Source organism: Frankia canadensis, assembly GCF_900197875.1.
Lineage (GTDB): Bacteria > Actinomycetota > Actinomycetes > Frankiales > Frankiaceae > Frankia > Frankia canadensis.
This window is the reverse complement of the sequence record NZ_FZMO01000279.1, coordinates 1-23,046: the sequence shown is the minus strand read 5'-3', so window position 1 is coordinate 23,046 and position 23,046 is coordinate 1. Positions and strand designations below refer to the sequence as shown.

General features: G+C 73.9%; 10 protein-coding genes and 1 pseudogene. 5 read left to right on the top strand and 6 right to left on the bottom strand.

What is annotated here, in order from left to right:
- Positions 1 to 3 precede the first annotated feature (3 nt).
- Complete coding sequence (locus C1A33_RS20500) at positions 4 to 1,104, bottom strand: DUF262 domain-containing protein (protein ID WP_101833049.1); 1,101 nt, start codon at positions 1,102 to 1,104, stop codon at positions 4 to 6.
- A 526-nt stretch (positions 1,105 to 1,630) separates the two neighbouring features.
- On the opposite strand from C1A33_RS20500, the gene C1A33_RS20495 reads away from it, so the two are divergent.
- Complete coding sequence (locus C1A33_RS20495) at positions 1,631 to 2,677, top strand: hypothetical protein (protein ID WP_243407761.1); 1,047 nt, start codon at positions 1,631 to 1,633, stop codon at positions 2,675 to 2,677.
- 44 nt (positions 2,678 to 2,721) lie between these two features.
- On the opposite strand, the gene C1A33_RS20490 is transcribed toward C1A33_RS20495, so the two are convergent.
- The 3 genes from C1A33_RS20490 to C1A33_RS20480 form a co-directional block, all read right to left on the bottom strand.
- Positions 2,722 to 4,578 (bottom strand): ABC transporter ATP-binding protein, encoded by a 1,857-nt coding sequence (locus C1A33_RS20490; protein ID WP_101833048.1) that lies wholly within the window; start codon positions 4,576 to 4,578, stop codon positions 2,722 to 2,724.
- Entirely contained in the window at positions 4,575 to 6,470 is a 1,896-nt protein-coding gene (locus C1A33_RS20485; RefSeq protein WP_101833047.1) for an ABC transporter ATP-binding protein, read from the bottom strand. Before C1A33_RS20485 ends, C1A33_RS20490 begins: the two co-directional genes overlap by 4 nt.
- A 345-nt stretch (positions 6,471 to 6,815) precedes the next feature.
- Positions 6,816 to 8,159 (bottom strand): alpha-amylase family glycosyl hydrolase, encoded by a 1,344-nt coding sequence (locus C1A33_RS20480; RefSeq protein WP_243407760.1) that lies wholly within the window; start codon positions 8,157 to 8,159, stop codon positions 6,816 to 6,818.
- A 288-nt stretch (positions 8,160 to 8,447) separates the two neighbouring features.
- Between C1A33_RS20480 and C1A33_RS20475 the strand changes: the two are divergent.
- A pseudogene (locus C1A33_RS20475) lies at positions 8,448 to 8,570 on the top strand (IS5/IS1182 family transposase); the annotation flags it as partial.
- Positions 8,571 to 9,049: 479 nt separating this feature from the next.
- Positions 9,050 to 11,917: a helix-turn-helix transcriptional regulator gene (locus C1A33_RS20470; protein ID WP_101833045.1), complete on the top strand. Its 2,868-nt coding sequence runs from the start codon at positions 9,050 to 9,052 to the stop codon at positions 11,915 to 11,917.
- Here C1A33_RS20470 and C1A33_RS20465 read toward each other — a convergent pair.
- Complete coding sequence (locus C1A33_RS20465; RefSeq protein ID WP_165818492.1) at positions 11,890 to 12,750, bottom strand: thioesterase II family protein; 861 nt, start codon at positions 12,748 to 12,750, stop codon at positions 11,890 to 11,892. The genes C1A33_RS20470 and C1A33_RS20465 overlap by 28 nt on opposite strands.
- Complete coding sequence (locus tag C1A33_RS20460; RefSeq protein ID WP_243407759.1) at positions 12,737 to 13,663, bottom strand: 2-oxo acid dehydrogenase subunit E2; 927 nt, start codon at positions 13,661 to 13,663, stop codon at positions 12,737 to 12,739. The genes C1A33_RS20465 and C1A33_RS20460 overlap by 14 nt, the downstream gene beginning before the upstream one ends.
- A 294-nt stretch (positions 13,664 to 13,957) precedes the next feature.
- Here C1A33_RS20460 and C1A33_RS20455 point away from each other — a divergent pair, with 294 nt between their 5' ends.
- Positions 13,958 to 15,130, top strand: coding sequence for an alpha/beta hydrolase (locus C1A33_RS20455; protein ID WP_115537990.1), 1,173 nt, complete (start codon positions 13,958 to 13,960; stop codon positions 15,128 to 15,130).
- Positions 15,127 to 23,046: type I polyketide synthase (locus tag C1A33_RS33790; RefSeq protein ID WP_115537989.1), on the top strand; the 7,920-nt coding region annotated here is incomplete at its 3' end. The genes C1A33_RS20455 and C1A33_RS33790, both read left to right, overlap by 4 nt.

Below are 23,046 nucleotides of genomic sequence, written 5' to 3'. Positions count from 1 at the left end.
CGGTCAGCTCGCGAAGTACTCGCGCGCGCGCAGCACGAGCCTCGGGAATCGTCGCCGAGGACTGACTCCGGTCCCAGACGTATCCCTGAACTGGGGCGCCGACCAGATCCCGCGTATACGAGCAGCGAGATCGGTACTGGATCGACTCTCCCACAGATCGATGTTCGCGCACACACCCGCCGTCACGAACTCGAAACAGGCGATGGAGAACGGGCCCAGATGCCGACGACCATCCCATCGCCGCATGGCGTCATCACCTAGACTGTCCGCCAGGAGATGAAAGGTTCGATCAAAGACCAGCGGCTCGACCTGCGACTGTGGACCACCGAAAGCGTCCGCGGCCGAACGCATCCAGGAGGTTACGTACTCGCCGAACTCCTTTGGAAGTTCCGAGGAACCGCCGCCGTAGTCCGCCTGACAGAAGAATCGTAGAACGAGCTCCTGATAGTACGCCTGGTTCTCCTTCTGATCGGATACCTGGCATACAACGCGGAAATCGCTCGTCGACGAGAGCCGGGTGATCTCGGTATACATCGCCCGATTCAGCATTACGAGCAGACAATTGCGCGCTTCCTGCTCCGAGAGCCGAGTACCAGCATTGAGCCGCTGAAACATGTCGTACTTGGCGTTCGAATCGGATTCCTTACGGATTATCCTGAACTCCAGCTTTGCCCGCTTGAAATCCCGGCGCATCGCATCGGAGAAGACTCTTGAACCTGGCCCGGAGATCTCCCATCGATACCCATCGAGGTCCGGAAGATACTCCGTGCTCGACAGCGTTAGCGGCTCCGAGATGACTCCCGACTCGTCACGATAGACTCCCACAAACTGGAGGACCGTAGAGAGGCGCTGAACCCCGTCGATGACGTCCCAGACGCCGTCCGTCCGCTGCGAGACAAAGATCGGCGGAATAGGAATACCGAGAAGTATCGACTCTATCAGGCTCGACTTCTGGTCGCCATCCCAGCGGAAGATGCGCTGGAACTCCGGGTGGATCTCGATGTCGCCGTCGCGATAAAGCGACAGAACCTCACCGATGGACATCGGATAGCCATCGGTGTGGATCTCCTTGGCCCTGATGGAAATCTGTTCCTCTAGGGCCACCTACGCACACCCGTCTTCTCGGTCCACCGAACCGCCAACTTCTTTGCCTCCCAGCGAGGAACGTCGCATTGACGCCTGCCCATCGAAATATACTCCGGCCAGCCTACCGACCGTGTGGCCCTCCAGTACCCGTTACGCCACGGGAGCTGTTGACGTCAGCTCACATCGTCCGAACCCGCCACGCCCGCGGAGGTGTCTATCCGATTCGCGCGGCCGACCCCGATCCTCGACCCCGTCGGCCGCGCGGTGCCGCTGGGTCGGACCTGGATAGATTCGCACCCGTGCAGCAGGACCGGGAGCCAGGGTCGATGAAGGTTGGCACGGCGGTTGTGTCGGCAGCCGTCATCGGAGGGGCGGCAGGCTCGGTGCTCGCCGCTGGCCATGGCTGGCGGGGGAGGCGGGGGCGCGGGCCCGGCAACGGCCGGGGGAGATTCCTGCGCTGTGGCAGCGGATCGCGACCAGCACCGCCCTGATCGCCCCGGTCGGCTGGGCAGGCGGGCGGCTGACGGGGGCCGGGCCGGTCGCGGTGGGCGCGGCGACGGGTGGCGTCGCCGGGCTGCTCGGCCTTCGACCACAGAAGGTGCTGCTCGGGCCGCCGTTCGGCGCGGCGGTGGGCGCGGCGCTCACGGCGCTCGCGGGTCGGCGCGGGCCGGTCCCGGCCGCCGTCGCCGCGGCCGTCACGATGGCCGCGTACCGGACGGCGTCGCCGCTGCTGTTCCCCGACGCGCAGGTGAGCCTGCTCGCCGAGCGGGTTCCCGTCGAGCGGCTGCCGTTCGTCGTGCCGCGCCAGGCACGCACCCGTCGCGTCGGCACCGGCTATGTCCGGGAGCTGGCCGAGGAGCTCGGCGGCCGCTACGTCGCCGACGCCGCCGACGTGGGCATCGTCGCCTCACTGGACGACCTGGCCGGCCCGGCGTTCGACCCCACCGCCGTCGACCCGCTGGTCCGCGAGTTCTACGAGCACACCACCCGGTTCGCGCTCGACATCGTTCCGCGCTGGCGGCTGTGGGTCCGCCCTGGCTATCTGCTCTACCGCAACGCCCTCGCTCGCCCGCTGGGCCAGGCGAACGTCCCCATGAACCAGCGGGAGACCCAACGCGGCATCCGCAGCCGCATCGACACCATCAGCCTCCCGGCGGACGCCGGCGCGGTGACGGTCCGCGGCTGGATCCGCTCGTTCGCCGACACCGACGAGCCGATCTACGTCGGCATCTACACGACCTACCGGGACGGCGACCGCGGCTACGTCAGCGTCGGCTTCCCGCTGCCGCAGGCCAGCTTCACCGCGACCCTGCTCCCGCTGGCCCGCTCCGACGGCGGCCTGCGGCTGACCAGCCGCAGCGAGCTGGAGCACCCCGGCCACTACCTCGCCTACCGCGACCAGTCCGACGACCGCCTCACCGCGCTGGCCGTCCACGGCTTCGCCGAGCAGCTCGACGTGTTCGCCCACGACGGTGAGCTGCGCGCCGAGCACGCCTTCTCCCTGTTCGGGATCCCGTTCCTGGTGCTCGACTACCGCATCACCCGCAAGGCACCCCGACCGGCCACCACCTCGCTCACGCCGCGCGGGTGACGCAGGGGGGCTACCAGACCGGTTCAGCCGGCTGGCCGGATGGTTCAGCCGGCCGGTTCGGGGGCGGGCTGACCGGTCGGTGCGTCGTCGTGGCGCAGGCGCCAGCCGCGGGCCCGTTCGCGCTCCCGCCAGAAGGCGGCGTAGCGGCCGTCGCGGGCGAGCAGGTCGGCGTGCGGGCCGCACTCGAGGACCCGGCCGCCGTCGAGCACGGCGATCTGGTCGGCGCGCACGATCGTGTCCAGCCGGTGCGCGATGATCAGAACGGTGCGGTCGGCGGCGAGCTCGGCCAGCGCGGCGTACACGGCCGCCTCGTTCTCGGTGTCCAGCGACGCGGTCGCCTCGTCGAGCAGCACGATCGGCGCGTCCTTGCACAGCGCGCGGGCGATGGCGACACGCTGGCGCTCGCCGCCGGACAGCAGCCGGCCGCCCTCACCGACGGGGCTGGCCCAGCCGTCCGGCAGCCGGTCGACGATCGTGTCGACGCGGGCGCGGCGGGCGGCGTCGCGGACCTGGTCGGGTGTGGCGTCGGGGTTACCGAAGCGGATGTTGTCCTCGACGGTGGCGTCGAACAGGTAGACGTCCTGGAACACCAGGGCGACGCGACCCAGCAGCTCGGCGCTGGGCAGGTCACGGACGTCCACACCGCCGACCCGCACCGCGCCCGCGTCGACGTCGTGGAACCGGGCGATGAGCTTGGTGACCGTGGTCTTGCCCGCGCCGGACGTGCCGACGAGCGCGGTGGTGCGCCCGGCCGGGATCGACAGCGTCAGCCCACCGAGCACCTCGGGCCCACCCGGATAGGCGAAGCGAACGTCAACCAGCTCGATCCCGGCCTCGCCGGGTGGCCCGCCGTGCGCGCCCGTCGCCTGGTCCTCGGCCAGAGACGCACCCGTCGCCCGCGCCGCCGCGCCCTCAGCCCGCGCCGCCGTGGACGCCGGCGCCGCGGTCGGCTCCGGCAGGGGCGGGACGGTGAGCAGGTCGTCGATGCGCCGGGCGGAGGCCTGGCAGCCACGCAGGTCACCGGTCAGGCCGACGACCGCGTCGAGCGGACGCAGCAGGCTGATCCCGAGGACGACCAGGGCGATCATCCGGGCCGGGCGCAGCGCGTCGTCGGTGGCCAGAGCGAGCCCGGACAGCAGCAGGGCGGTGAAGGCCAGCTGCAGTCCCAGCTCACCCAGGTACTCGCCGGGCAGCGAGCCGACGACCTCGCGCCGCGCCGCGCGGTGCTGGGCGGTCAGCGCCTCGTCGAGCGCGGCCCGCCCGGCTGCGGTGTTCCCGGTGGCGCGCAGCGTCGGCTGGGCGCAGGCGAACTCGACGAGCCGCCCGCCGGCCTGCGCGGTCGCGGCGTGCTGGGCGGCCTCCGTGCGTGCGCTCAGCCGGCCCCCGAGCACCAGCGCGGCGACGACGACGGGGGCGGCGACCAGAGCGGCGAGCCCGAGCCGCCAGTCGTACGCGAGCAGGAACACCGCGATCGTGACCGGGGTGAGCAGCGCGCCGAGCAGGGCCTGGGCGAGGAAGACACTGCCCGCGACCCGGGCGGCGTCGCCGACGACCAGCTGCGGTACCTCGCCGGCCCGGGGTCCGTCGAACCAGCCCAGCGGCAGTCGGACGAGCTGCTCGCCGATGCGGGTGTAGAGGTCGCGGCGCCAGGCCGTGGACAGGCGCAGTGCCCGCGACCCCAGGTAGTAGTGCGCGACCCAGCCGACGGCGGCCGCGGCGGTGAGCGGGACGAGCCACCACCCGGCGCGGCCGGTGCGGCCGTCGATCAGGTCGATGAGCAGCGGGACGAGCACGCCGAACGCGACGCCCTCGCTCACGGCGTAGACGACCACCGCCACCAGGTAGCGGCCCAGGGCCCGGTGCTGGCCGGCCGGGACGAGGCCGCGCAGCCCGCCGGTCATCGCGGGCCCCCCGCCGGCGCGACGGTGCCAGGCGGGACGGCCTCGACCGTGGCCTCGCCGTTCTGGGCGTGCCAGAGGCGGGCGTAGCGGCCACCGGCGGCGAGCAGGTCGTCGTGCCGGCCGCGTTCGACCAGACGGCCGTCGTCGAGGACGAGGATCTGGTCGGCTTCGGTGATCGTGTAGAGGCGGTGGGCGATGACCAACAAGGTCCGGCCGACGGCGAGTTCGGCGAGCGCGTCCTGGATGGCGGCCTCCGAGTCGGGGTCGGCGAAGGCGGTGGCCTCGTCGAGGATGACGATCGGGGTGCCGGCGAGCAGCGTGCGGGCGATCGCGATCCGCTGCGCCTCACCCCCGGACAGCTGTGCGTCCTCGCCGACGACCGTGTCGTAGCCGCGGGGCAGGGCGAGGATCCGCTCGTCGATCGCCGCCGCGCGGGCCGCGGCGCGCACCGCCTCGTCGCCGGCCGTCGGGACGGCGAGGGCGATGTTGGCCCGGATCGAGCGGCGCAGCAGGACCGCGTCCTGCAGCAGGAAACCGACACGACGGTAGAGCTCGTCCCGGTCGATCTCGCGCAGGTCGACGCCGCCGAGCCGGATCGCGCCGCCGGTGGGGTCGGCGAAGCGGGCGAGCAGCATGGCCAGCGTCGACTTCCCCGCCCCCGACGGCCCGACCAGCGCCGTCACGGTTCCCGGTGCGAGGGTGGCGCTGATCCCTCGTAGCACCTCCCGGCCACCGCTACCCCCACCGGCATCGGCCTGGGCCGCGGCGTCGGCGTCGGCGACGACGGCGGCGGCGGCGACGGCGGCGGCGGCGGCGGCGACGGCGGCGCGGACGTCGTAGCCGAAGCGGACGTCGTCGAGTTCCATGGTCAGCGGCGCGCCCACCGGACGGGCCCGGGCCGGCTCGACGGCCGGCGATGCGGGCTCGTCCAGCAGCGCGCCGATCCGCTCGGCGGCGCCCTGGGCGGTCTCCCGCAGCTCCTGGGCCAGGTAGATCGGAGTGATCTGCTCGAACAGGCCGACCCCGAGCAGCGCGAACGCCACCAGGTCCACCGGCTCGCTCCAGCCGGCCGCGACCATCGCCGTCCCGAGGGCGGTGACGACGAAGACGACGGTGGCCGGCGCGACGGTCGCCCTGGCGACGCCGCGGGGCCGCAGGAAGATCTGCTGGGCCTGCTCGTCGGCGTCGACGTAGTCGGCCGCGGCGGCGGCGAAGCGCGGCGCACCGCCCCGGTCGCCGCCGAACGCCTTGACGACGCTGATGCCGCGGACCGTCTCGAGCACCGCCGCGGTCAGCTCGGTGTTAGCCGCCGCGATGCGGGCCCGCTGCTCGGTGGCGCGCACGGCCAGGCGCATCCGGATCGTCTGGGCGACGGCGACCAGCGCGACCGTCACCAGCGCGAGCGGCCAGCTCACCCAGGCCAGGTAGCCGACGACGACCACCGGGCCGGCGATCGCCGAGGCCAGATCCCCGCGGGCGTGGGCGACCGCGTGGTGCAGGTCGGCGACGTCGTCCTGCACGATGGTGCGCACCCGGCCGGAGACCCCGCCGGCGAACCAGGCGAGCGGCAGCACACTGAGGTGCTCGGTCAGCCGGCGGCGCAGCAGGTGGGCGAGGTCGGCGTCGGCGAGGTGGGCGAGCAGGCTGGCCGACGCGTACAGCGCGAAGCGGGCCACGAGCAGGCCGACGGCCGTCCACGCCAGCGGCCACACCGGCTCCCCCTCGTCGCGCAGCAGCCGCCGCGCGATCTCCACCAGCGCGACCGTCGGCGTGACCGCGAGCACCGTCGCGAGCGCCTGCAGCCCCGCGGCGACGGTGATCCGCCCCCGCACCGGCCGTCGCAGCTCGTCGAGAGCACCCGACGCCGCCCCGGCCTCATCCCGTACGGTCATCAGCCACGCCGCCCGACTCCGCCGTTCGGCCTGCCAGAACCACCGGGGCCGCCAGAACCACCGGGACCGCCGGATCGGGACTCAGAGGCACACCGCCGCACCAGATCACCCTCCAGCCTTCCCCGCCGGAACTTCCATAGGTTAGGCACACCTAACCACAGACAGGTCCGACGTCGACGGCCAAGGCCCACGCACGGCCGTCGCCGTCGCGGGCCTGCTCATCCTCGCCTCGCCGTTGCTGCTGCCCAGGCTCACCGACCTGGACGACCAGCCCATACCGGCAACCGCCGCGCCCGCACTCCCGGACGCCAGCCCCTCATAGCTCGGATCGACGCGGCCAGCCGTTCAGGCGTCGGTGGTGGCGAGGACCGCCCAGCCCCGGGCGGGCAGGCGCACCGCGGCCTCGCCGGTACCGGCCTCCCGCAGGTCTCCCCCACCGGCGAGGACGTCCACGGCGCCGGGCGCGGGGAGGTCGGCCGGGTCGGCGGCGAGGTTGAGGGCCACCAGGATCCGTTGTCCTTCGGCGGCCGACTCGTAGGTCATCCGGGTGTTCGCCAGGAACACTGTCGCGGTGCGGGCGGCGTGCAGCCACGGATGACGCCGGCGCAGGCCGATGAGCTCCTGGTGCAGCCGGTAGGTCGGCCAGCCGTGGGGCGCGAGCTCGTCCGGCCCGGTGGGGAAGGCCGGACGGACCGCGTCGTCGCCGCCGACCCGCTCCTCCTTGAGCCCGGTGAAGGCCTGCTCGTCGCCGTAGTAGACGTTCGGCGTCCCGGCGACGGTGCACAGGACGACCAGCGCGTGGGCGAGGTGTGTGGGTTCGCGCAGCCGGCTGGCGAGCCGGGTGACGTCGTGGTTGCCGACGAACGTGAACGGGACGAACGTTTCGAGCAGTGCGTCATGCCGCTTCAACGCCCAGGCCAGCTCGAACAGGTTGCCGTCGTTGAGCGCGCTCCAGACGGCCTTCCACAGCTCGTACTGGGTGACGGCGTCCAGGCCCGACCGCCGCACGAGGTCGGCGTAGTCGCCGTGGATGACCTCGCCGACCAGGTAGGCGTCCGGGTGGGCGCGGCGCACCCGCGGGAGCACTCGAGCCCAGAACGCGGCGGGCACGGCATAGGCCGCGTCCAGGCGCCATCCGGCCGCGCCCCGGTCCAGCCAGTGGATCATGATCTCGGCGACATGGTCGGCGACGGCCGGGTTGTCGTGAGCGAGGGCGACGAGGCCGTCGTGCCCCTCGAACGTCGCGTACCGCGGGACGCCGTCCGGCCCGGCATCGCCGGTCGGGACGAACCACCCCGCCCGGGGTGCGCCCGCGCCCAGGGCCAGCGTCTCGGTGAAGGCGGGATGGGCCCGGCCGACGTGGTTGAACACCCCGTCGAGCAGGACCCGCAACCCACGGGCCCGGGCGGCGGCGACGAGCTCGTCGAACGCCGCGTCGCCGCCGAGGCGCGGATCGACACGCAGGTGGTCGACGGTGTCGTAACCGTGGGTGGTGGAGTCGAAGATCGGGCCGAGGGCGAGCCCGTTCACCCCGAGCCGCACCGCGTAGTCGAGCCAGTCACGCAGGTGGGCGAGCCCGCGCCCCGGCCAACGATGGGCCCCCGTGGGGTCGGCGCCGGTGAAGCCGAGCGGATAGACGTGCCACCACACCGCGTGGCGCACCCACGCGGGTTCGCGAGACAGGGTCACGCCCGCCGACCCGCACCCGCGACGGCTCGCGACCGGACGCACCACCATCGCCGCGACGCGGGAGGCCTCTGTGTCCCTCTTTCCACCGACATGATTAGTACGCTACCACGTACTAGTTTTGCCCCTCTTCCCACGGCGACCGTCCACAGCGCAGAGGAAGACCGCACGAGGGCCTGGCGGTCGGTGTAGGGCTGGGAGACGAGGCGACGCGAGGTCTCGGTAGGAAGCAGTCCCTCCACAGATCGCTTCGCCGAAAGAACCGCCGTGCTCGCCTGGCAGGCCCCCGACAACGCCCTGCTCAAGGTCACCTTCCGGCTGCTTCACAACATCACGATCGACCCCTGGGAGATCGGACTCGTTGCGGAAGCCGCCCTCGTCGTCCTCCACACCGGGTACCGCAGGGCCGCCTGACGCTCAATACACCAACATGCCATTGTTGTCACGCAATGTGACAGGAGGTTACGGGGAAAGGCTCACTGCTGATTCGGACGGAACCGGCGCTGTCAGGAATTCGACCCCGATTCAGAGTCGAGAACGGAGCCATACCGGACATCCGAGACCACACGAATTCTTCTCGACGAGCCCGATCGGGATGTGCTGATGGTATATTTCGTCGGAGCGCGTCACATCCGGGAAGCACCGTTCGACCGGCTGAACACCTGCGCGCACCCATCGAGAAGTGTACTTCTCGATGCAATAATTCGGCAAGAGAACGATGCCCACGCTCGGCGATCGGACGCCAGTCTCTCCACACAAACCGGAAGAGCGAACGCGGTACCAGCGCCGATCGAGTCCTCGCCGGCCACCGGGAGCCACCTCGGCCATCAACGAACACGTATCCGTCGCGTTCCGCGCCGACCAGCCAGAGAAGCAGCGAAGGGTGCACCGCCATGATCCTCTCGTCGAACCTTCGTCACGCCGCCGACCGTGTGGTCCGGCAGGCCGAATGGCGCAGCCTGTCGGACGCGCTGGCGGCGGCACGACAGGGGCGACGAACAATCGTGGAGATCGCCGGGGACCCCGGAACCGGCAAGACCTGGCTGCTGTCGCGACTGGCCGAGGCGGCCGAGGCGGCCGAGGCGGCCGACCGTTCACGATATACCGTACTGACTGCGGCCTTCCCGGTCCCCGGTAGCCGGCCAATGCGGCTGTTCGAGGACATGGCCTTTCCGAGCGGGACACCCGGAGACATTCGACCGCATCAGTCATGGTCGACCATACGTTTCGCCCTCCAGCGCCGGCTGGTGGCTGGTGGCGTCCTCTGCCTGGACGACGCGCAATGGGCTGACCCCGAGTCCGCCGGGTTCCTCGCGCAGCTGCTGTCCGATCCCCTGGCGGTCCCGCATCTGCTGGTCGTGGCACACCGGTCCCGCCAGACCTGTGCGACGATCCGCGACGCGCTCAGCAGAGCGGTCTCTCGGGGCGGCGCGGAACGCGTCGTGCTCGAGGCGCTGTCCGCCGGTCAGTCCGGCCGGCTTCTCGGGCTGTCCGCGCAGGAACCCAGGCTGACCGCGCTGCACCGGGCGGCCGGCGGCAATCCGCTCTACCTGCAGGCGCTGGCCAGGACACGCCTCGGCGTCGAGCCGGATACCGGCGCCGGTCCCGATCACCCAGATCCGTTCGATCTCCTCGACGTCACAGATCCGTTCATCGCGCAGATCCTCGCCGAGATGGTTCCCCTGACGCCCGCGGAGTCAGCGGTGATCGCCGCGGCCGCGGTCCTCGGCCGCTCCGCCGACCTCGCGGAGCTGGCCCGGGTGAGCGACACGACCCAGGACAGCACCTGCCAGGCCGTCGGGCGCCTGCTGCGCCGTGACCTGCTGCGCGCGCCGTCCCACAAGCCCCTGTTCGAGTTCCGACATCCGCTGGTCCAGCGATCCGCGTACTGGCGGCTGGACGGCTGTACCCGCTCACGCCTGCACCGCCGGGTCTTCCTGCTGCTGGGCGACCTCGGCGCGGCGGCCTCGGAACGGGCGGTGCACCTCGAACGCACCATGATCGGCCTCACGGACAGTGATCGCCAGGTCCTGGTGAAGGCGGCCATCGGCACCCAACGACCACAGCTCGCCGTCCGATGGCTGGAGGCCGCCCTGCACTCCCATCGGGCGGACGGCGGCGACGCCGCGCAGGGGCGGACGATCCGCCTGCACTACGCCCGGGCGCTCGCCACCGCCAACCGCTCCGGCGAGGGCCGACGAGTCCTCGACGAGGTGCTCGCCACGGATCGTCAGGACACCGCGGCCCGACTCGACGCCGTCATTCTGCACGCCCTCATCGACTGCCGGCAGAGCCGGTACGCCCAGGCGCGTGCCATGCTCAGCGCGGAACTCAGCGAGCAGCGGCACACCTCGAACGGGCCGCCGGTCACCCTCCTGGTCGTCCAGGCCAGCGTGGAGCTGTTCAGCGGCGGGCTGCCCTCCGAACAGGTGCTGGCCAGCACCGTGGAGCGGGCCCGCGACGCGAACGACCGGCAGGCGGAGCTCGGCGCCCTCGCCCTGAGCGGCCTCACCCGCCTGTTCCGCGGGCAGCCCGCCGCCGCGGTCCCCCCCGTGATCGCCGGCTGTCACCTCGTCGACGTGCTGACACCGTACGACCTGGAGGGCCGGCCGGAGGTGCTGGGGCTGCTGGGCTGGACCGAGCTGCTCCTGCACCGGTTGCACGACGCCGAGCACCATCTCCTTCGCGGTGTGCGGGCCGCCCGGAGCACCGGCGACCGGCAGGCCCTCGCCGCGCTGTTCTGCGGACTCAGCGCGGTCCACCACGACGCCGGACGGCCGAAGGAGGCCCTCGCCATGGCCGCCGCGGCGACGGACGCCGTGCACACCGCGGGTGTCCGCCACGTGCGTCGGCTGGCTCTCGCGATGCGGGCCCGTGCCCTGGCCTGGAACGACGACGCGGGCTGCGACGAGGCGTTGGCGATCGCCGAGCGGGCGGCGACCGACGGTCGCCCGCGCGACTGTCGCTGGGACGGTGTCGCCGCGGTCTGTCTCGCCCAGGCCCTGTGGATACGCCACGAGCATCACCGCAGCCTGCGCACGCTCATCGCCTCCTGCGGCGGGTCCACACTGCCGGACGCGCCGGCATGCCTGCGTTCGATGTGCTTCGAGATGCTCACCGCCTGCGCGATCCGGCTCGGTCGCCACGCCGACGCCGTCGACTGGGCCCGGCACGCCGCGGCCGCCGCCTCCGTGCCGGGCGAGCAGGCCTACGCCATGTCGGCCGAGGGGAATCTGCGGATGGGCGACGATCCGCGCGCGGCCACCGCGCTCTACCGGCGCAGTGCGGACCTGTTCGCCCTGGCCGGCATGCCGGACGACCGCGCCCGGGCCCTGATCCGCGCGGCCCGCTCGGCGATCGCCGGCGGCGACCCCGAAGGCGCCGCCGACCTGCTGGCGATGGCGAAGAGCAGCGCGGCGAACCCGTGCGTCACCCAGTTGGAGAACGAGCTCACGCGGCAGCGGCCCACCCCGCCCGCGACCGGCAACGCCAGCCGGACCCTTCCGCCGGCACCCGCCCGCCCGGCCGCGATGGCCACCCTGACCAGGCGGGAGATGCAGATCGCGGAGATCGTGGCGATGGGCAAGCGCACCCGGGAGATCGCGGAGGAGCTGGGCCTGAGCCCACGGACGGTGGACGTGCACCTCACCCGCATCTACCGGAAGCTCAACGTCTCGTCCCGCACGGCGCTCAGTCGACTGATCACCGTCGCAGAACCGACGCTGGAGTCCGTCTACGCCGTTCCGGCCCCGAAGGGATGACCTGAGCGGGCCGAGGGCGCCCAGGAGTCCGACCGGGCGGGCTCATCCTGCCCCGCTGCGCTCCTGGCCAGGGGAGCCAGCAGGTCCCGCAGGCCCACCATGAGCTCCTCGTGGCCGTCCCGGGTGAAGAAGTGACCGCCGGGCAGCTCCCGGACGGTGAACTCCGCGGCCGTGTGCGCGCGCCAGGCGAGGATCTCGTCGAGGCCGACGAGTGGGTCCCCGGCACCGGCGAAGGCGTGGATCGGGCACGGGAGGCGCACCAGGTCCCGCGGCCGGTCGCTGAGGCACACCCGCAGGTCGGCCCGGACCAGCGCGACCGCCGCCGCCAGCCAGTCCGGGTAGCGAAGCATCATGGCGGACATGCCGCCGAAGCGGACCAGTTCCCGTCCGAGTTCCACGTCGGACAGGGCGGTGGCCTCGGCGAGGACGACGGGCAGGTGCGGCGCCCGGGCCGCGCCGACGACGAGGCAGGCGGGGGCGGGCGCCGCCCGGGTCAGGCGGCGGCGCACCAGCGCGTGGGCGACGAGCGCACCCATGCTGTGACCGTAGAGGACATGGGGAGCTCGCAGCTGGGAGTCGAGCTCACGGTCCAGATCGGCGACGAGCGCGCGCATCTCCCGCGCCACCGTCTCGCGGACCCGTGTCTCACGGCCGGGCAGCTGTACCGGCCGCACGTCCACGTCGTCGCCGAGAGCCTCCTGCCACCGGGCGAACATCGACGCCGTGCCGCCGGCCTGGTGAAAGCAGAACAGCCGCAGCACCGCCCGGTCGCCGCCAGTGCCCACGACGGACTGACCCGAGGCCGCGGCGCGGCCGGGATCAGGCGCGATCATGCGCGTCCATGTCCGACGGTGCCGCGGGTGCCGACGCCGCGGGTGGGGCCGCGGCATGCGGGGCCGCCGTGAGCTGGGCCGCCGCCAGCCCCGGCGGCACCGGCCGCGAGGCCTGGCCGTCGGCGGTGGCGGAGCCGGCGGGCCGGTCCGGGCCGCGCTGGAGGGCGTCACGGATGTCGGCGAGAAGGTCCGCCGCCTGGGCACCGTCGATCACCCGATGGTCGAAGGCCAGGTTCAGGCGCATGACCGGGGCGACGGCGACCTGGCCCGCGCGCACGACCGCCCGGTCCACCACCCGGCCGACGCCGAGGGTGACCGTGGTGCCGCCCTGGGAGTGGAACCCGTCGACCGGCCGGTGGCCGAGGGAGGTCACGGCGAGGGTCCCGAACCGCCGGGAGCGGCGGTCAAGCGAGCGCACCTCGCGGGCGAACGCCCAGCGACCGACCAGCCACGGCAGCCGATGCAGCAGACGGACGCCCGCGAACTCGGGCATCCGGTCCGGGTCGCCCGCCGTGTAGTGATCCACCTGTTCCTGCAGTCGCGCGAGGCTCGCGCGATCGGCACCGGGGAGTACCGCGGACAGCACGACCCGCTGCCCGCCCAGCATGCGATCCAGGGTGAGCTTGACGTCGACGGCCGGCTGGCGCCGCACGCGCGGGCGGGCCCGGCCGCGCGCGACGGCGTTGGCGGCCGGGTGGCGGGCTAGCTCGCGGGCCGCCGCGGACAGGACGTAGGTCACGATCGAGTACCGACGGCCGGCGGCCCGCTGCCGGTCCCGGTGTGCCAGGACCGCCGACATGTCCACCTCGGTGTCCAGGAACACCGCGGCGACCGCCCGGGTCTCCGCCAGGAAGTAGAGGGTGTGCCGGCGCTCGCGGGCGATCGGCCGTCCCCGCCTGCCCTGTTGTCCCACCTGTGTGGTCTCCCACCATGCTCGGCCGCTGCTCGTCCCGCCGGCGCCAGCCGCCGGCGGACCCGGTACCGCGCGGGCCTCGGCAGAATCACCCGGCCCGCTAAAGAGGCGCTTACGACAATCTTTCCTGCCAGGTCGAGGCGGGTGTTCCCGCGCCGCGCAAGAACGAGGCTAGTTCGGCTTCAGGAAGTCGCCCGACGATGAGCGTCGAAAAACTCGACCGCAAGCGCCGTACAGCGGTGAGCCGGGCTGTGACGGCGTTCGCGCGGCAGCGGAACGGAGGATGGAAACGCAGTGAACGACGTCGAGGAACTCCGGGTTTTCGCCGCTGTCCACGCTCGCGCGCAACGTGTTCCCGACCGCGTCCAGCGCGATGTCCTCGCCCGCGTCACCCATGACGGTGAGGGTCCCGGTTCCTGGACCGCGGAATGGAGCGCCGCCGCCCGCGGACAGTCCGAGCGGGGCCGGCCGCTGCTGGCCGCCCGCCTGTACACGATGGCCAGGTTCCCCTATGTCGACGGGCCGGGCCGCCAGCGCGCCCTGGAGCTGTCCGTCGCGGAGTTCCGCCGCTGGCGGGCCGACCGGAACGTCGATCTGCAGGAGCTCACCCTGGCGGTCGACGGCGGTTCCGTCACCTGCTGGGCAAGCGGATTCACCGCTCGCGAAACCAGGCCGAAGGGGCCGTTCGTGGTGCTGATGGGGGGAATAGTCAGCACCAAGGAGCAGTGGGCCCCCGTGTTGCTGCGCATGCGGCTTTTCGGCATCAGCGGAATAGTCACGGATATGCCGCGGGCCGGCGCCAGCACCGTTCCGTACGACGATGGCAGCTGGCGTTTTCTCTCCGGCCTGCTCGACGCGCTCGACGGCCGGGCCGACACCAGCCGGACCTTCGCGATGATGCTGAGCTTCAGCGGCCATCTCGCGTTGCGGTGCGCGCTGGACGACCCGCGCGTCCGTGGCGTCGCCACGGTCGGGGCGCCCGTGCACGGCGCCTTCGCGGATCCGGCGTGGCAGCGCGGGCTGCCCCGGATCACCCTGGCCACCCTCGCCCATCTGACCGGCACGACCGTCGACGCGGTCGGCGAGCACCTGCGGGAGCGGGCCCTCACCCCCGGGCAGCTCACGGCCCTCGACATTCCCGTCGCCTACGTGGCCAGCCGCCAGGACGAGATCATCCCGGCCGCCGACATCGATCTGCTACGCCGCCATGTGCGCCGGCTCGACCTGCTCGAACACGACGACGTGCATGGCTCCCCCCGGCACGTCGCCGTCACCGGGCCATGGCTGCTGCGCTCCGTCCTGCGCATGCATGGCGCACGCACCGCGAGACGGGCCCTGCTCGGCCCCTCGGTGGCGCTGCTGCGGGCCGGGCACCGCGTCGCCGGCCGTCTCCCCCACCCTGCCGGGGCGATCGGCGCGGCGCCGACGACCGCGGGAACGACGAGCCAGGACGAGGAGACCCGATGAACCCGCCCCCGCCCGCGACGCCCGACGGTCACCAGCCCACCGGTCACCAGCCCACCGGTCACCAGCCCACCGGTCACCAGCTCGCCGGTCACCATGCGGACGAGCCGATCGCCGTGATCGGCATGTCCTGCCGCCTTCCCAGAGCCGAGGACATCGACGCGTTCTGGCGTCTGCTCCGGGACGGCGTCGACGCCGTGACCGAGGTCCCCGCCGACCGCTGGAGCCCGGCCGAGCTGCCCGGGACGGGGCACACCCGCTTCGGCGCGTTCGTCGACGGGGTGGCCGACTTCGACGCCGGCTTCTTTGGAATCTCGCCCCGCGAGGCCTCGGCGATGGACCCCCAGCAGCGGATCGCCCTGGAGCTGTGCTGGCATGCCCTGGAGGACGCCGGACTGCTACCCGCGGGCCTCGGCGCGCACGCCGTCGGCGTCTTCGTCGGTGCCATCGGCAGCGACTACGCCACCCTGACCGCCCGCGCCGGCGCCCCGGCGATCGGCGCCCACACCCTGGCCGGCCTCAACCACGGGATCATCGCCAACCGCGTCTCCTACGCCCTCGGCCTGCACGGACCGAGCCTGAGCGTGGACTCGGGCCAGTCGTCCTCGCTCGTCGCCGTCCACCTGGCCTGCGAGAGCCTGCGTCGCGGCGAGTCCGACCTGGTGCTCGCCGGCGGGGTCAACGTCGTGCTCGCCGCGCAGAGCAGCCTGGCCGCCGCCCGCTTCGGCGGCCTGTCGCCTGACGGGCGCTGCCACACCTTCGATGCTCGGGCCAACGGCTACGTGCGCGGTGAGGGCGGCGCGGTCGTCGTCCTGCGCCGGCTGTCGGACGCGCTGGCCGCGGGCGACGACATCGTGTGCGTCCTGCGCGGCAGCGCGGTGAACAACGACGGGACGACGGACGGCCTGACCGTCCCCAGCCCGCGGGGGCAGCAGGAGGTGCTGCGGACCGCGTACGCCCGCGCGCGGACCGACCCGGCCGACGCGCAGTACGTGGAGCTGCACGGGACCGGCACCGCGCTCGGCGACCCGGTCGAGGCGGCCGCGCTCGGCGCCGCGCTCGGCGCCGGCCGGCCCGCGGCGGATCCGCTGCTGGTCGGCTCGGCGAAGACGAACGTCGGCCACCTGGAGGGCGCCGCCGGGATCGTCGGGCTGGTCAAGGCGGCGCTGTGCATCCGGCACCGACAGGTGCCGCCGAGCCTGAACTTCGAGCGGCCCCATCCGCGCATCCCCCTGGCCGAGCTAGGCCTTCGGGTGCGCACCGAGCTGGGCCCCTGGCCCCGGCCCGACCGTCCCCTGGTCGCCGGTGTCAGCTCCTTCGGCATGGGCGGCACCAACTGCCACGTCGTCCTCGCCGAGGCGCCGTCCCCGCTCGCGCCGCCCGAGCCGCCCGAGCCGCCCGCGCCGGCTCGGCGGCGGCAGGGCCCCGCGGACGGGGACCGTCCCGCCGACCTCGTCCCGCAGGTCCTGTCCGCGCGCAGCCCGCGGGCCCTGCGCGTCCAGGCGCGGCGGCTGGCCGCCCTGCTCGACGGGCCGGCCACGGACCCGGTCGACGTCGGCTACTCGCTGACCACCACCCGATCCGTCTTCGAGCACCGTGCCGTCGTGCTGGGCCGCGACCGGGAGGAGCTCCTCGACGGCCTGCGCTCGGTCGCCTCCGGCGCGCCGGAGGCGACCACCGGGCCGGGGGCGCGGCGTGTCGAGGGCCGGGCCGGTGGCGGTCGCGTCGCGTTTCTGTTCCCCGGCCAGGGCAGCCAGTACGCCCGTGCGGGCGCCGACCTCGCCGCGCGGTACCCGGTCTTCGCCGCGGCGCTGGCCGAGGTGAGCGCCCACTTCGACGAGTTCCTGGAGCGGCCCCTGCGCCACGTCCTGGCCGCGCGGGGCGACACCCCCGACGCGGCGCTGCTCGACCGCACCGCCTACACCCAGCCGGCGCTGTTCGCCCTGGGTGTCGCGCTGCACCGCCTGCTCGGCACGTTCGGGGTGCGCCCGGATCTGCTGGCCGGGCATTCCATCGGCGAGCTGACCGCGGCACACCTCGCCGGGGTGCTGCCGCTGGCCGACGCCTGCGCGCTGGTCGCCGCCCGGGGACGCCTGATGCAGGCGGTGCGCGCCACCGGCGCGATGGCCGCGCTGGAGGCCACCGAGGAGGAGATCACCGCGCTGCTCGCCGGGCAGGACGCGAACCTGGGCATCGCCGCCGTCAACGGCCCGCGGGCGCTGGTGGTCTCCGGTGACGAGGCGGCGGTGACCGACCTGGCACGGCGCTGGCGGGAACGCGGCTACCGCGCGACCCGGCTGCGGGTCAGTCACGCCTTCCACTCCCCGCACATGGACGCGATCCTCGACGAGTTCGGCCGGATCGCCCGCGGGTTGTCGTTCGCCCCGCCGGCGCTGCCGGTCGTCTCGAACGTCACGGGCCTGATCGCGACCGCGGACGAGCTCACCTCCCCGGACTACTGGGTCGCCCACGCCCGGTCGGCGGTGCGGTTCATGGCCGGTGTCCGCCACCTGCGCCGGCTCGGCGCCGCGGTGTTCGTCGAGGTCGGACCGGGCGGCCAGCTCAGCGGCATGACCCGGGCGAGCCTCGCCGACCCGCCCGACGGCGAGTCGCCGGTGGTGGCACCGCTGCTGCGCCGAGGTCAGGACGAACAGGCGACGTTCCTCACCGGACTTGCGCGGGCGAGCGTCCACGGCGTGCCGGCGCGGTGGAGCGCCGCCTTCGACGGCCTGGGGGCGCGGCGGGTCAGGCTGCCCGGGTATGCCTTCGAGCGGACGCGGTACTGGCTCGACGGCGTCGAGCGCGCCGGGGGCGAACCCGTGTCCCTCACCCCCCTGCCCGAGCCGGCCAGCGCGGACGGCGCCCAGGATGCCGCCCCCGCCGCGGCGGCCGGCATCCCTGCCGCCGACCACGACGCGGTCGCGGCCGACACAGCGGCCGAGCTGTCCCGGCTCTCCCGGGGCGACCGGCGTCGTGTTCTGGGGGACCTGGTGCGGGCCAGCGCGGCCGCGGTTCTGGGCCACGCCCATGCGGGCGCCGTCGACACCACCCGCAGCTTCCGGGACCTCGGCTTCGACTCGCTCGGCGGGGTCGAGCTCGGCGAACGGCTGGCGGCCACGACCGGTCTGCCGCTGGCCGGCACCCTGATCTACAACCATCCGACGCCCGACGGGCTCATCGATCACCTCGACGACCTGCTGCGGGCCGGCGGCGCCGAGCGGCCGAGCCAGGCCGGCGGGCAGTCCCGGGGCGCCGGGAACAGCCAGCACGGCGACGACGACGGGCAGATCGCGATCGTCGGCATGGCGTGTCGCTATCCGGGTGGCGTCACCTCGCCGGAGCAGCTGTGGCGGCTGGTCGTCGACGGCCGCGACGCTGTCGGCCCCTTCCCCCGCGACCGCGGCTGGGACGTCGACGCCCTGCACGATCCCGACGCCGCCGGCACCACCTACACCGACCAGGGCGGGTTCCTCGACGGCGCCGACCAGTTCGACCCGGGGTTCTTCGGCATCAGCGCCCGCGAGGCGAGCGCGATGGACCCGCAGCAGCGGCTGCTGCTGGAGACCTCCTGGGAGGCGCTGGAACGCGCCGGGATCGACCCGTCCAGCCTGCGCGGCAGCGCGACGGGCATCTACGTCGGCGTCACCGCGCAGGAGTACGGCCCGCGGCTGCACGAACCCGCGCCCGGGGCCGAGGGCTACCTGCTGACCGGCACCACCACCTCCGTCGCCTCCGGCCGGCTCGCCTACACCCTGGGCCTCGAGGGGCCCGCGGTGACGATCGACACCGCCTGCTCGTCGTCGCTGGTGGCCATGCACCTGGCCCGGCAGGCGCTGCTGGGCGGCGAGTGCACCCTCGCCGTCGCCGCCGGCGCGACCGTGATGGCCTCCCCCGGCATGTTCGTCGAGTTCGCCCGGCAACGCGGACTGGCCCCGGACGGACGGTGCAAGGCGTTCGCCGCCGCGGCGGACGGCACCGGATGGGCCGAAGGGGTCGGCGTCGTCGTTCTGGCGCGGTTGGGCGAGGCCCGCCGCCAGGGCCACCCGGTGCTCGCGATCCTGCGCGGCTCGGCGATCAACCAGGACGGCGCGAGCAACGGCCTGACCGCGCCGAGCGGTCCCGCCCAGGAACGGGTGATCCGCGCGGCCCTGGCCAGTGCCGACCTCGGCGCGCGGACCGTCGACGCGGTCGAGGCGCACGGCACCGGCACCTCCCTCGGCGACCCGATCGAGGCGGAGGCGCTGCTGGCGACGTACGGCCGGGACCGGCCGAGCGACGCTCCGGTCTTTCTCGGCTCGCTCAAGTCGAACATCGGGCACACCCAGGCCGCCGCCGGCGTCGGCGGGGTCATCAAGATGGTCCTGGCGATGCGCCACGGGCTGCTGCCCCGCACGTTGCACGTGGACGCGCCGTCGCCGCACGTGAACTGGTCACGGGGTGCCCTGGCCCTGCTGACCGAACCGGTGAGCTGGCCGGCCGGTGTGGGCCCGCGCCGGTGCGCGGTCTCCTCGTTCGGCATCAGCGGCACGAACGCGCACGTCGTGCTGGAGGCGGCACCAGTGGACGCCCGCCTCGACGCGAACAGCTCTGACGCGAACAGCTCCGGCGCGCCCCGTTCCGACGTGCACGGTTCCGACGTGCACGGTTCCGACGTGCACGGTTCCGACGTGCACGGTTCCGACGCGGACAACCCGGACGGGTACCGCTCCACCACGCACGACCGTGGCGAGGACGGCCCGGACGGGGATCACCCGGCGACGGTCCTGCCCTGGGCGCTGTCCGCCCGCGGGCCGGCGGCACTGCGGGACGCGGCGGCGCGTCTGCGCGACTGGCTGGGAGCCCGGCCACGGCTGCGCGACGCCGACATCGCCCACTCGCTCGCGCACAGCCGGGCGACGTTCGAGCACCGCGCCGTCATCCTCGGCAGCGGACGGGCCGACCTGCTGCGCGGGCTGGACGCGCTCGCCGCCGGCGAGCAGGAGCCAGGTCTGGTCCAGGGGGTGGCCGAGGCCACCGGCCGCAGTGTCCTCGTCTTTCCGGGCCAGGGCGCCCAGTGGCCCGGCATGGGCGCCGAGCTCCTGCGCACCAGCGCGGTGTTCCGCGAGCGGATCCACGCCTGCGCCGACGCCCTCGCGCCCTTCGTGGACTTCTCCCTGGTCGACCTGCTCACGGCGGGCACGGGCGACGAGCTGGAGCGGGTCGAGGTGGTGCAGCCCGCGTCGTTCGCGCTCGCGGTGGCGCTGGCCGCGCTGTGGCGGTCCGTCGGCGTCGAGCCCGAGGCGGTCGTCGGTCACTCACAGGGGGAGATCGCCGCCGCTCATGTCGCCGGCGCGCTGTCCCTCGACGACGCGGCGCGGGTCGTGGCGCTGCGCAGTCAGATCATCGGCTCCGCGCTGGCGGGCCGCGGCGGCATGGCGTCGGTGGCGCTGCCGGCCGACCGGGCCGACGGTCTCCTGGAACCCTGGTCGGGACGGCTGGCGGTCGCCGTCGTCAACGGGCCGCACGCCACCGTCGTCTCCGGGGAGCTGGCCGCGCTCGCGGAGCTGCTGGCCGCCTGCGAGCGCGACGGCATCCGGACACAGCGGCTGCCGGTCACCTACGCCTCGCACTCCCCGCAGGTCGAACCGCTGCGCACGGACCTGCTCCAGGCGCTCGCGGGCATCGCACCGCACCCGGCCGACGTGCCGTTCTACTCGACGGTCAGCGCGTCGCGCGTCGACACCGCCGGCCTGGACGCCGACTACTGGTACCGCAACCTGCGCCAGACCGTGCGCTTCGCGCAGACGGTGCGGGTGCTGCGGGCCGACGGGCACCGGGTCTTCGTCGAGGCCAGTCCGCATCCCGTGCTCACCGTTCCCGTCCAGGACGTCCTCGACGCCGCGGCACCCGGCGAGCAGCACACGGTCACCGGCACGCTGCGCCGCGGCGACGGCGGCCAGGCCCGTTTCCTCGAGGCCGCCGCCCGCGTGCACGTCGAGGGTGTGCCGGTCGATCTCACCGGCCTCGTCGCCGCCGCACATCCTGTCCCCGCCGGCCCGGACGCGGGCCCGGGCGGCGACGCGGCGCCCACACCGGATCACGGGGCGGACCCCAGCCGACCGCGTCGCGTCGACCTGCCGACGTATCCGTTCCAACGCCAACGGTTCTGGCTCACCGCACCCGAGCGCTCGCCCCGGCTGCCGCTGGCCGGACTGGACCCCGCTCGTCATCCCCTGCTCGGCGCCGCGGCGACGCTCGGCACCGGTGGCCACCTGCTCACCGGATGGATCTCCCTGCGCACGCATCCCTGGCTCGCGGACCATGCCGTGCACGGCGTGCCGGTGCTGCCCGGCACGGCCCTGCTGGAGCTGGCCTGGCGCGCGGCGGACCTGGCCGGCCGCGACGAGCTCGACGAGCTCACCCTGGAGGCTCCGCTGGCTCTGCCCGCGCAGGGCGGGGTGCGGCTGCAGGTCACCCTGACCGCTCCCGGCGAGGACGGGCGCCGCGAGATCGCCCTCTACGGACGTGCCGACACCGAGGCCGACCAGGACTCCTGGACCCGGCACGCCCACGGCGTCCTGCGCCCCGCGGATGACACACGCATCAGCCAGCACCCGTCCGCCCCGGTGCCGGCCGGTGACGACGAGGACCGGTGGGGCTGGGCGGACCCCGGCTCCTGGCCACCGCCGCGCGCCGCCGCGGTCGACGTCGACGCTCTGGTCAGCCGCCTCGCGCACCGCGGCTATGGCTATGGGCCCGCGTTCGGGGGGCTGACCGCCGCGTGGCGGGCCGGCGACGACCTGTTCGCCGACGTGCGGCTGCCCGAACCGGCCCGTTCGGAGGCGACCGCCTTCGGCCTGCACCCGGCCCTGCTCGACGCCGCCCTGCACCCGGCGGTGGGCTCGGCGGAGGCGACCGCACCGATCCGGCTGCCGTTCGCCCTGTCCGGGGCGCGTCTGCACGCGTCCGGCGCGGCCCAGCTCCGTGTTCGGATCTCGCCGCTCGGCGAGGACCGGATCGCGCTCGCCGTCGCCGACCACGTCGGCGCACCGGTGGCGTCGGTGGCGAGCCTGGTGCTGCGGCCGCTGCCCGCCGGCGGGCTGCCGGCCACCCGCGGCGGCGGCGCGCTGTACCGCGTGGACTGGGTGCCCGCCGCCGACGAGCTGCAGCGGGTGCCGTCCGGCCGCTGGGCGGCACTCGTCGGCCCGGGCGGTCACCAGGCCGGGCGCACCGGTCTGGCCGCGGCGTGCCCCGGCGGGCAGCTGGACGAGGTCGCGGATCTGGCCACGCTGCGCGCCGCCCTCGACGCGGACCCTCACACCGAAGCGCCGCAGGTCGTGCTGGCTCTGTTGAGCGACCCGGGATCCGCCGGCACCGGCGACGACGGTGTCGGGCGGTGCACGGCCGACGCGCTGGCCCTGCTGCAGGGCTGGCTGGCCGAGCCGCGGCTGGCCGGTTCCCGGCTGGTGCTGCTCACCCGGGGCGCCGTCGCCGCCGTGCCCGGTGACGACCTGGCCGACCTGGCTCGGGCGGGTGTCTGGGGACTGGTGCGCACCGCTCAGTCGGAGAACCCGGACTGCTTCGTGCTGGTCGATCTCGCCCCGGCCGGGTACGACGGCCTCGCCCGGGCGTTGACGCTGAACGAGCCGCAGGTCGCGCTCCGCGACGGGGCGGTCCTCGTGCCCCGACTCGCGCCGGTCGAGATCACGGCACCCGCGCGGCCGGCCACCGACAGGAACACCACACCCCCCGACACCCCCCGCGACCTGTCCGCCCTCGGCTGGGACCGCAACGGCACCATCCTCATCACCGGCGGCACCGGCACCCTCGCCCGCATCCTCGCCCACCACCTCGTCCACACCCACGGCCACCGCCACCTCCACCTCCCGTCGCGGAGCGCGACCTGCGGCTCGTTCAGCGTCAACGCCCGGGCGAGGCCG

Coding starts and splice junctions, on each gene's coding strand:
- C1A33_RS20490 (WP_101833048.1), bottom strand. CDS start 4,578: ATGACCGGCGGGCTGCGCGGCCTCGTCCCGGCCGGCCAGCACCGGGCC.
- C1A33_RS20485 (WP_101833047.1), bottom strand. CDS start 6,470: ATGACCGTACGGGATGAGGCCGGGGCGGCGTCGGGTGCTCTCGACGAG.
- C1A33_RS20470 (WP_101833045.1), top strand. CDS start 9,050: ATGATCCTCTCGTCGAACCTTCGTCACGCCGCCGACCGTGTGGTCCGG.
- C1A33_RS20465 (WP_165818492.1), bottom strand. CDS start 12,750: ATGATCGCGCCTGATCCCGGCCGCGCCGCGGCCTCGGGTCAGTCCGTC.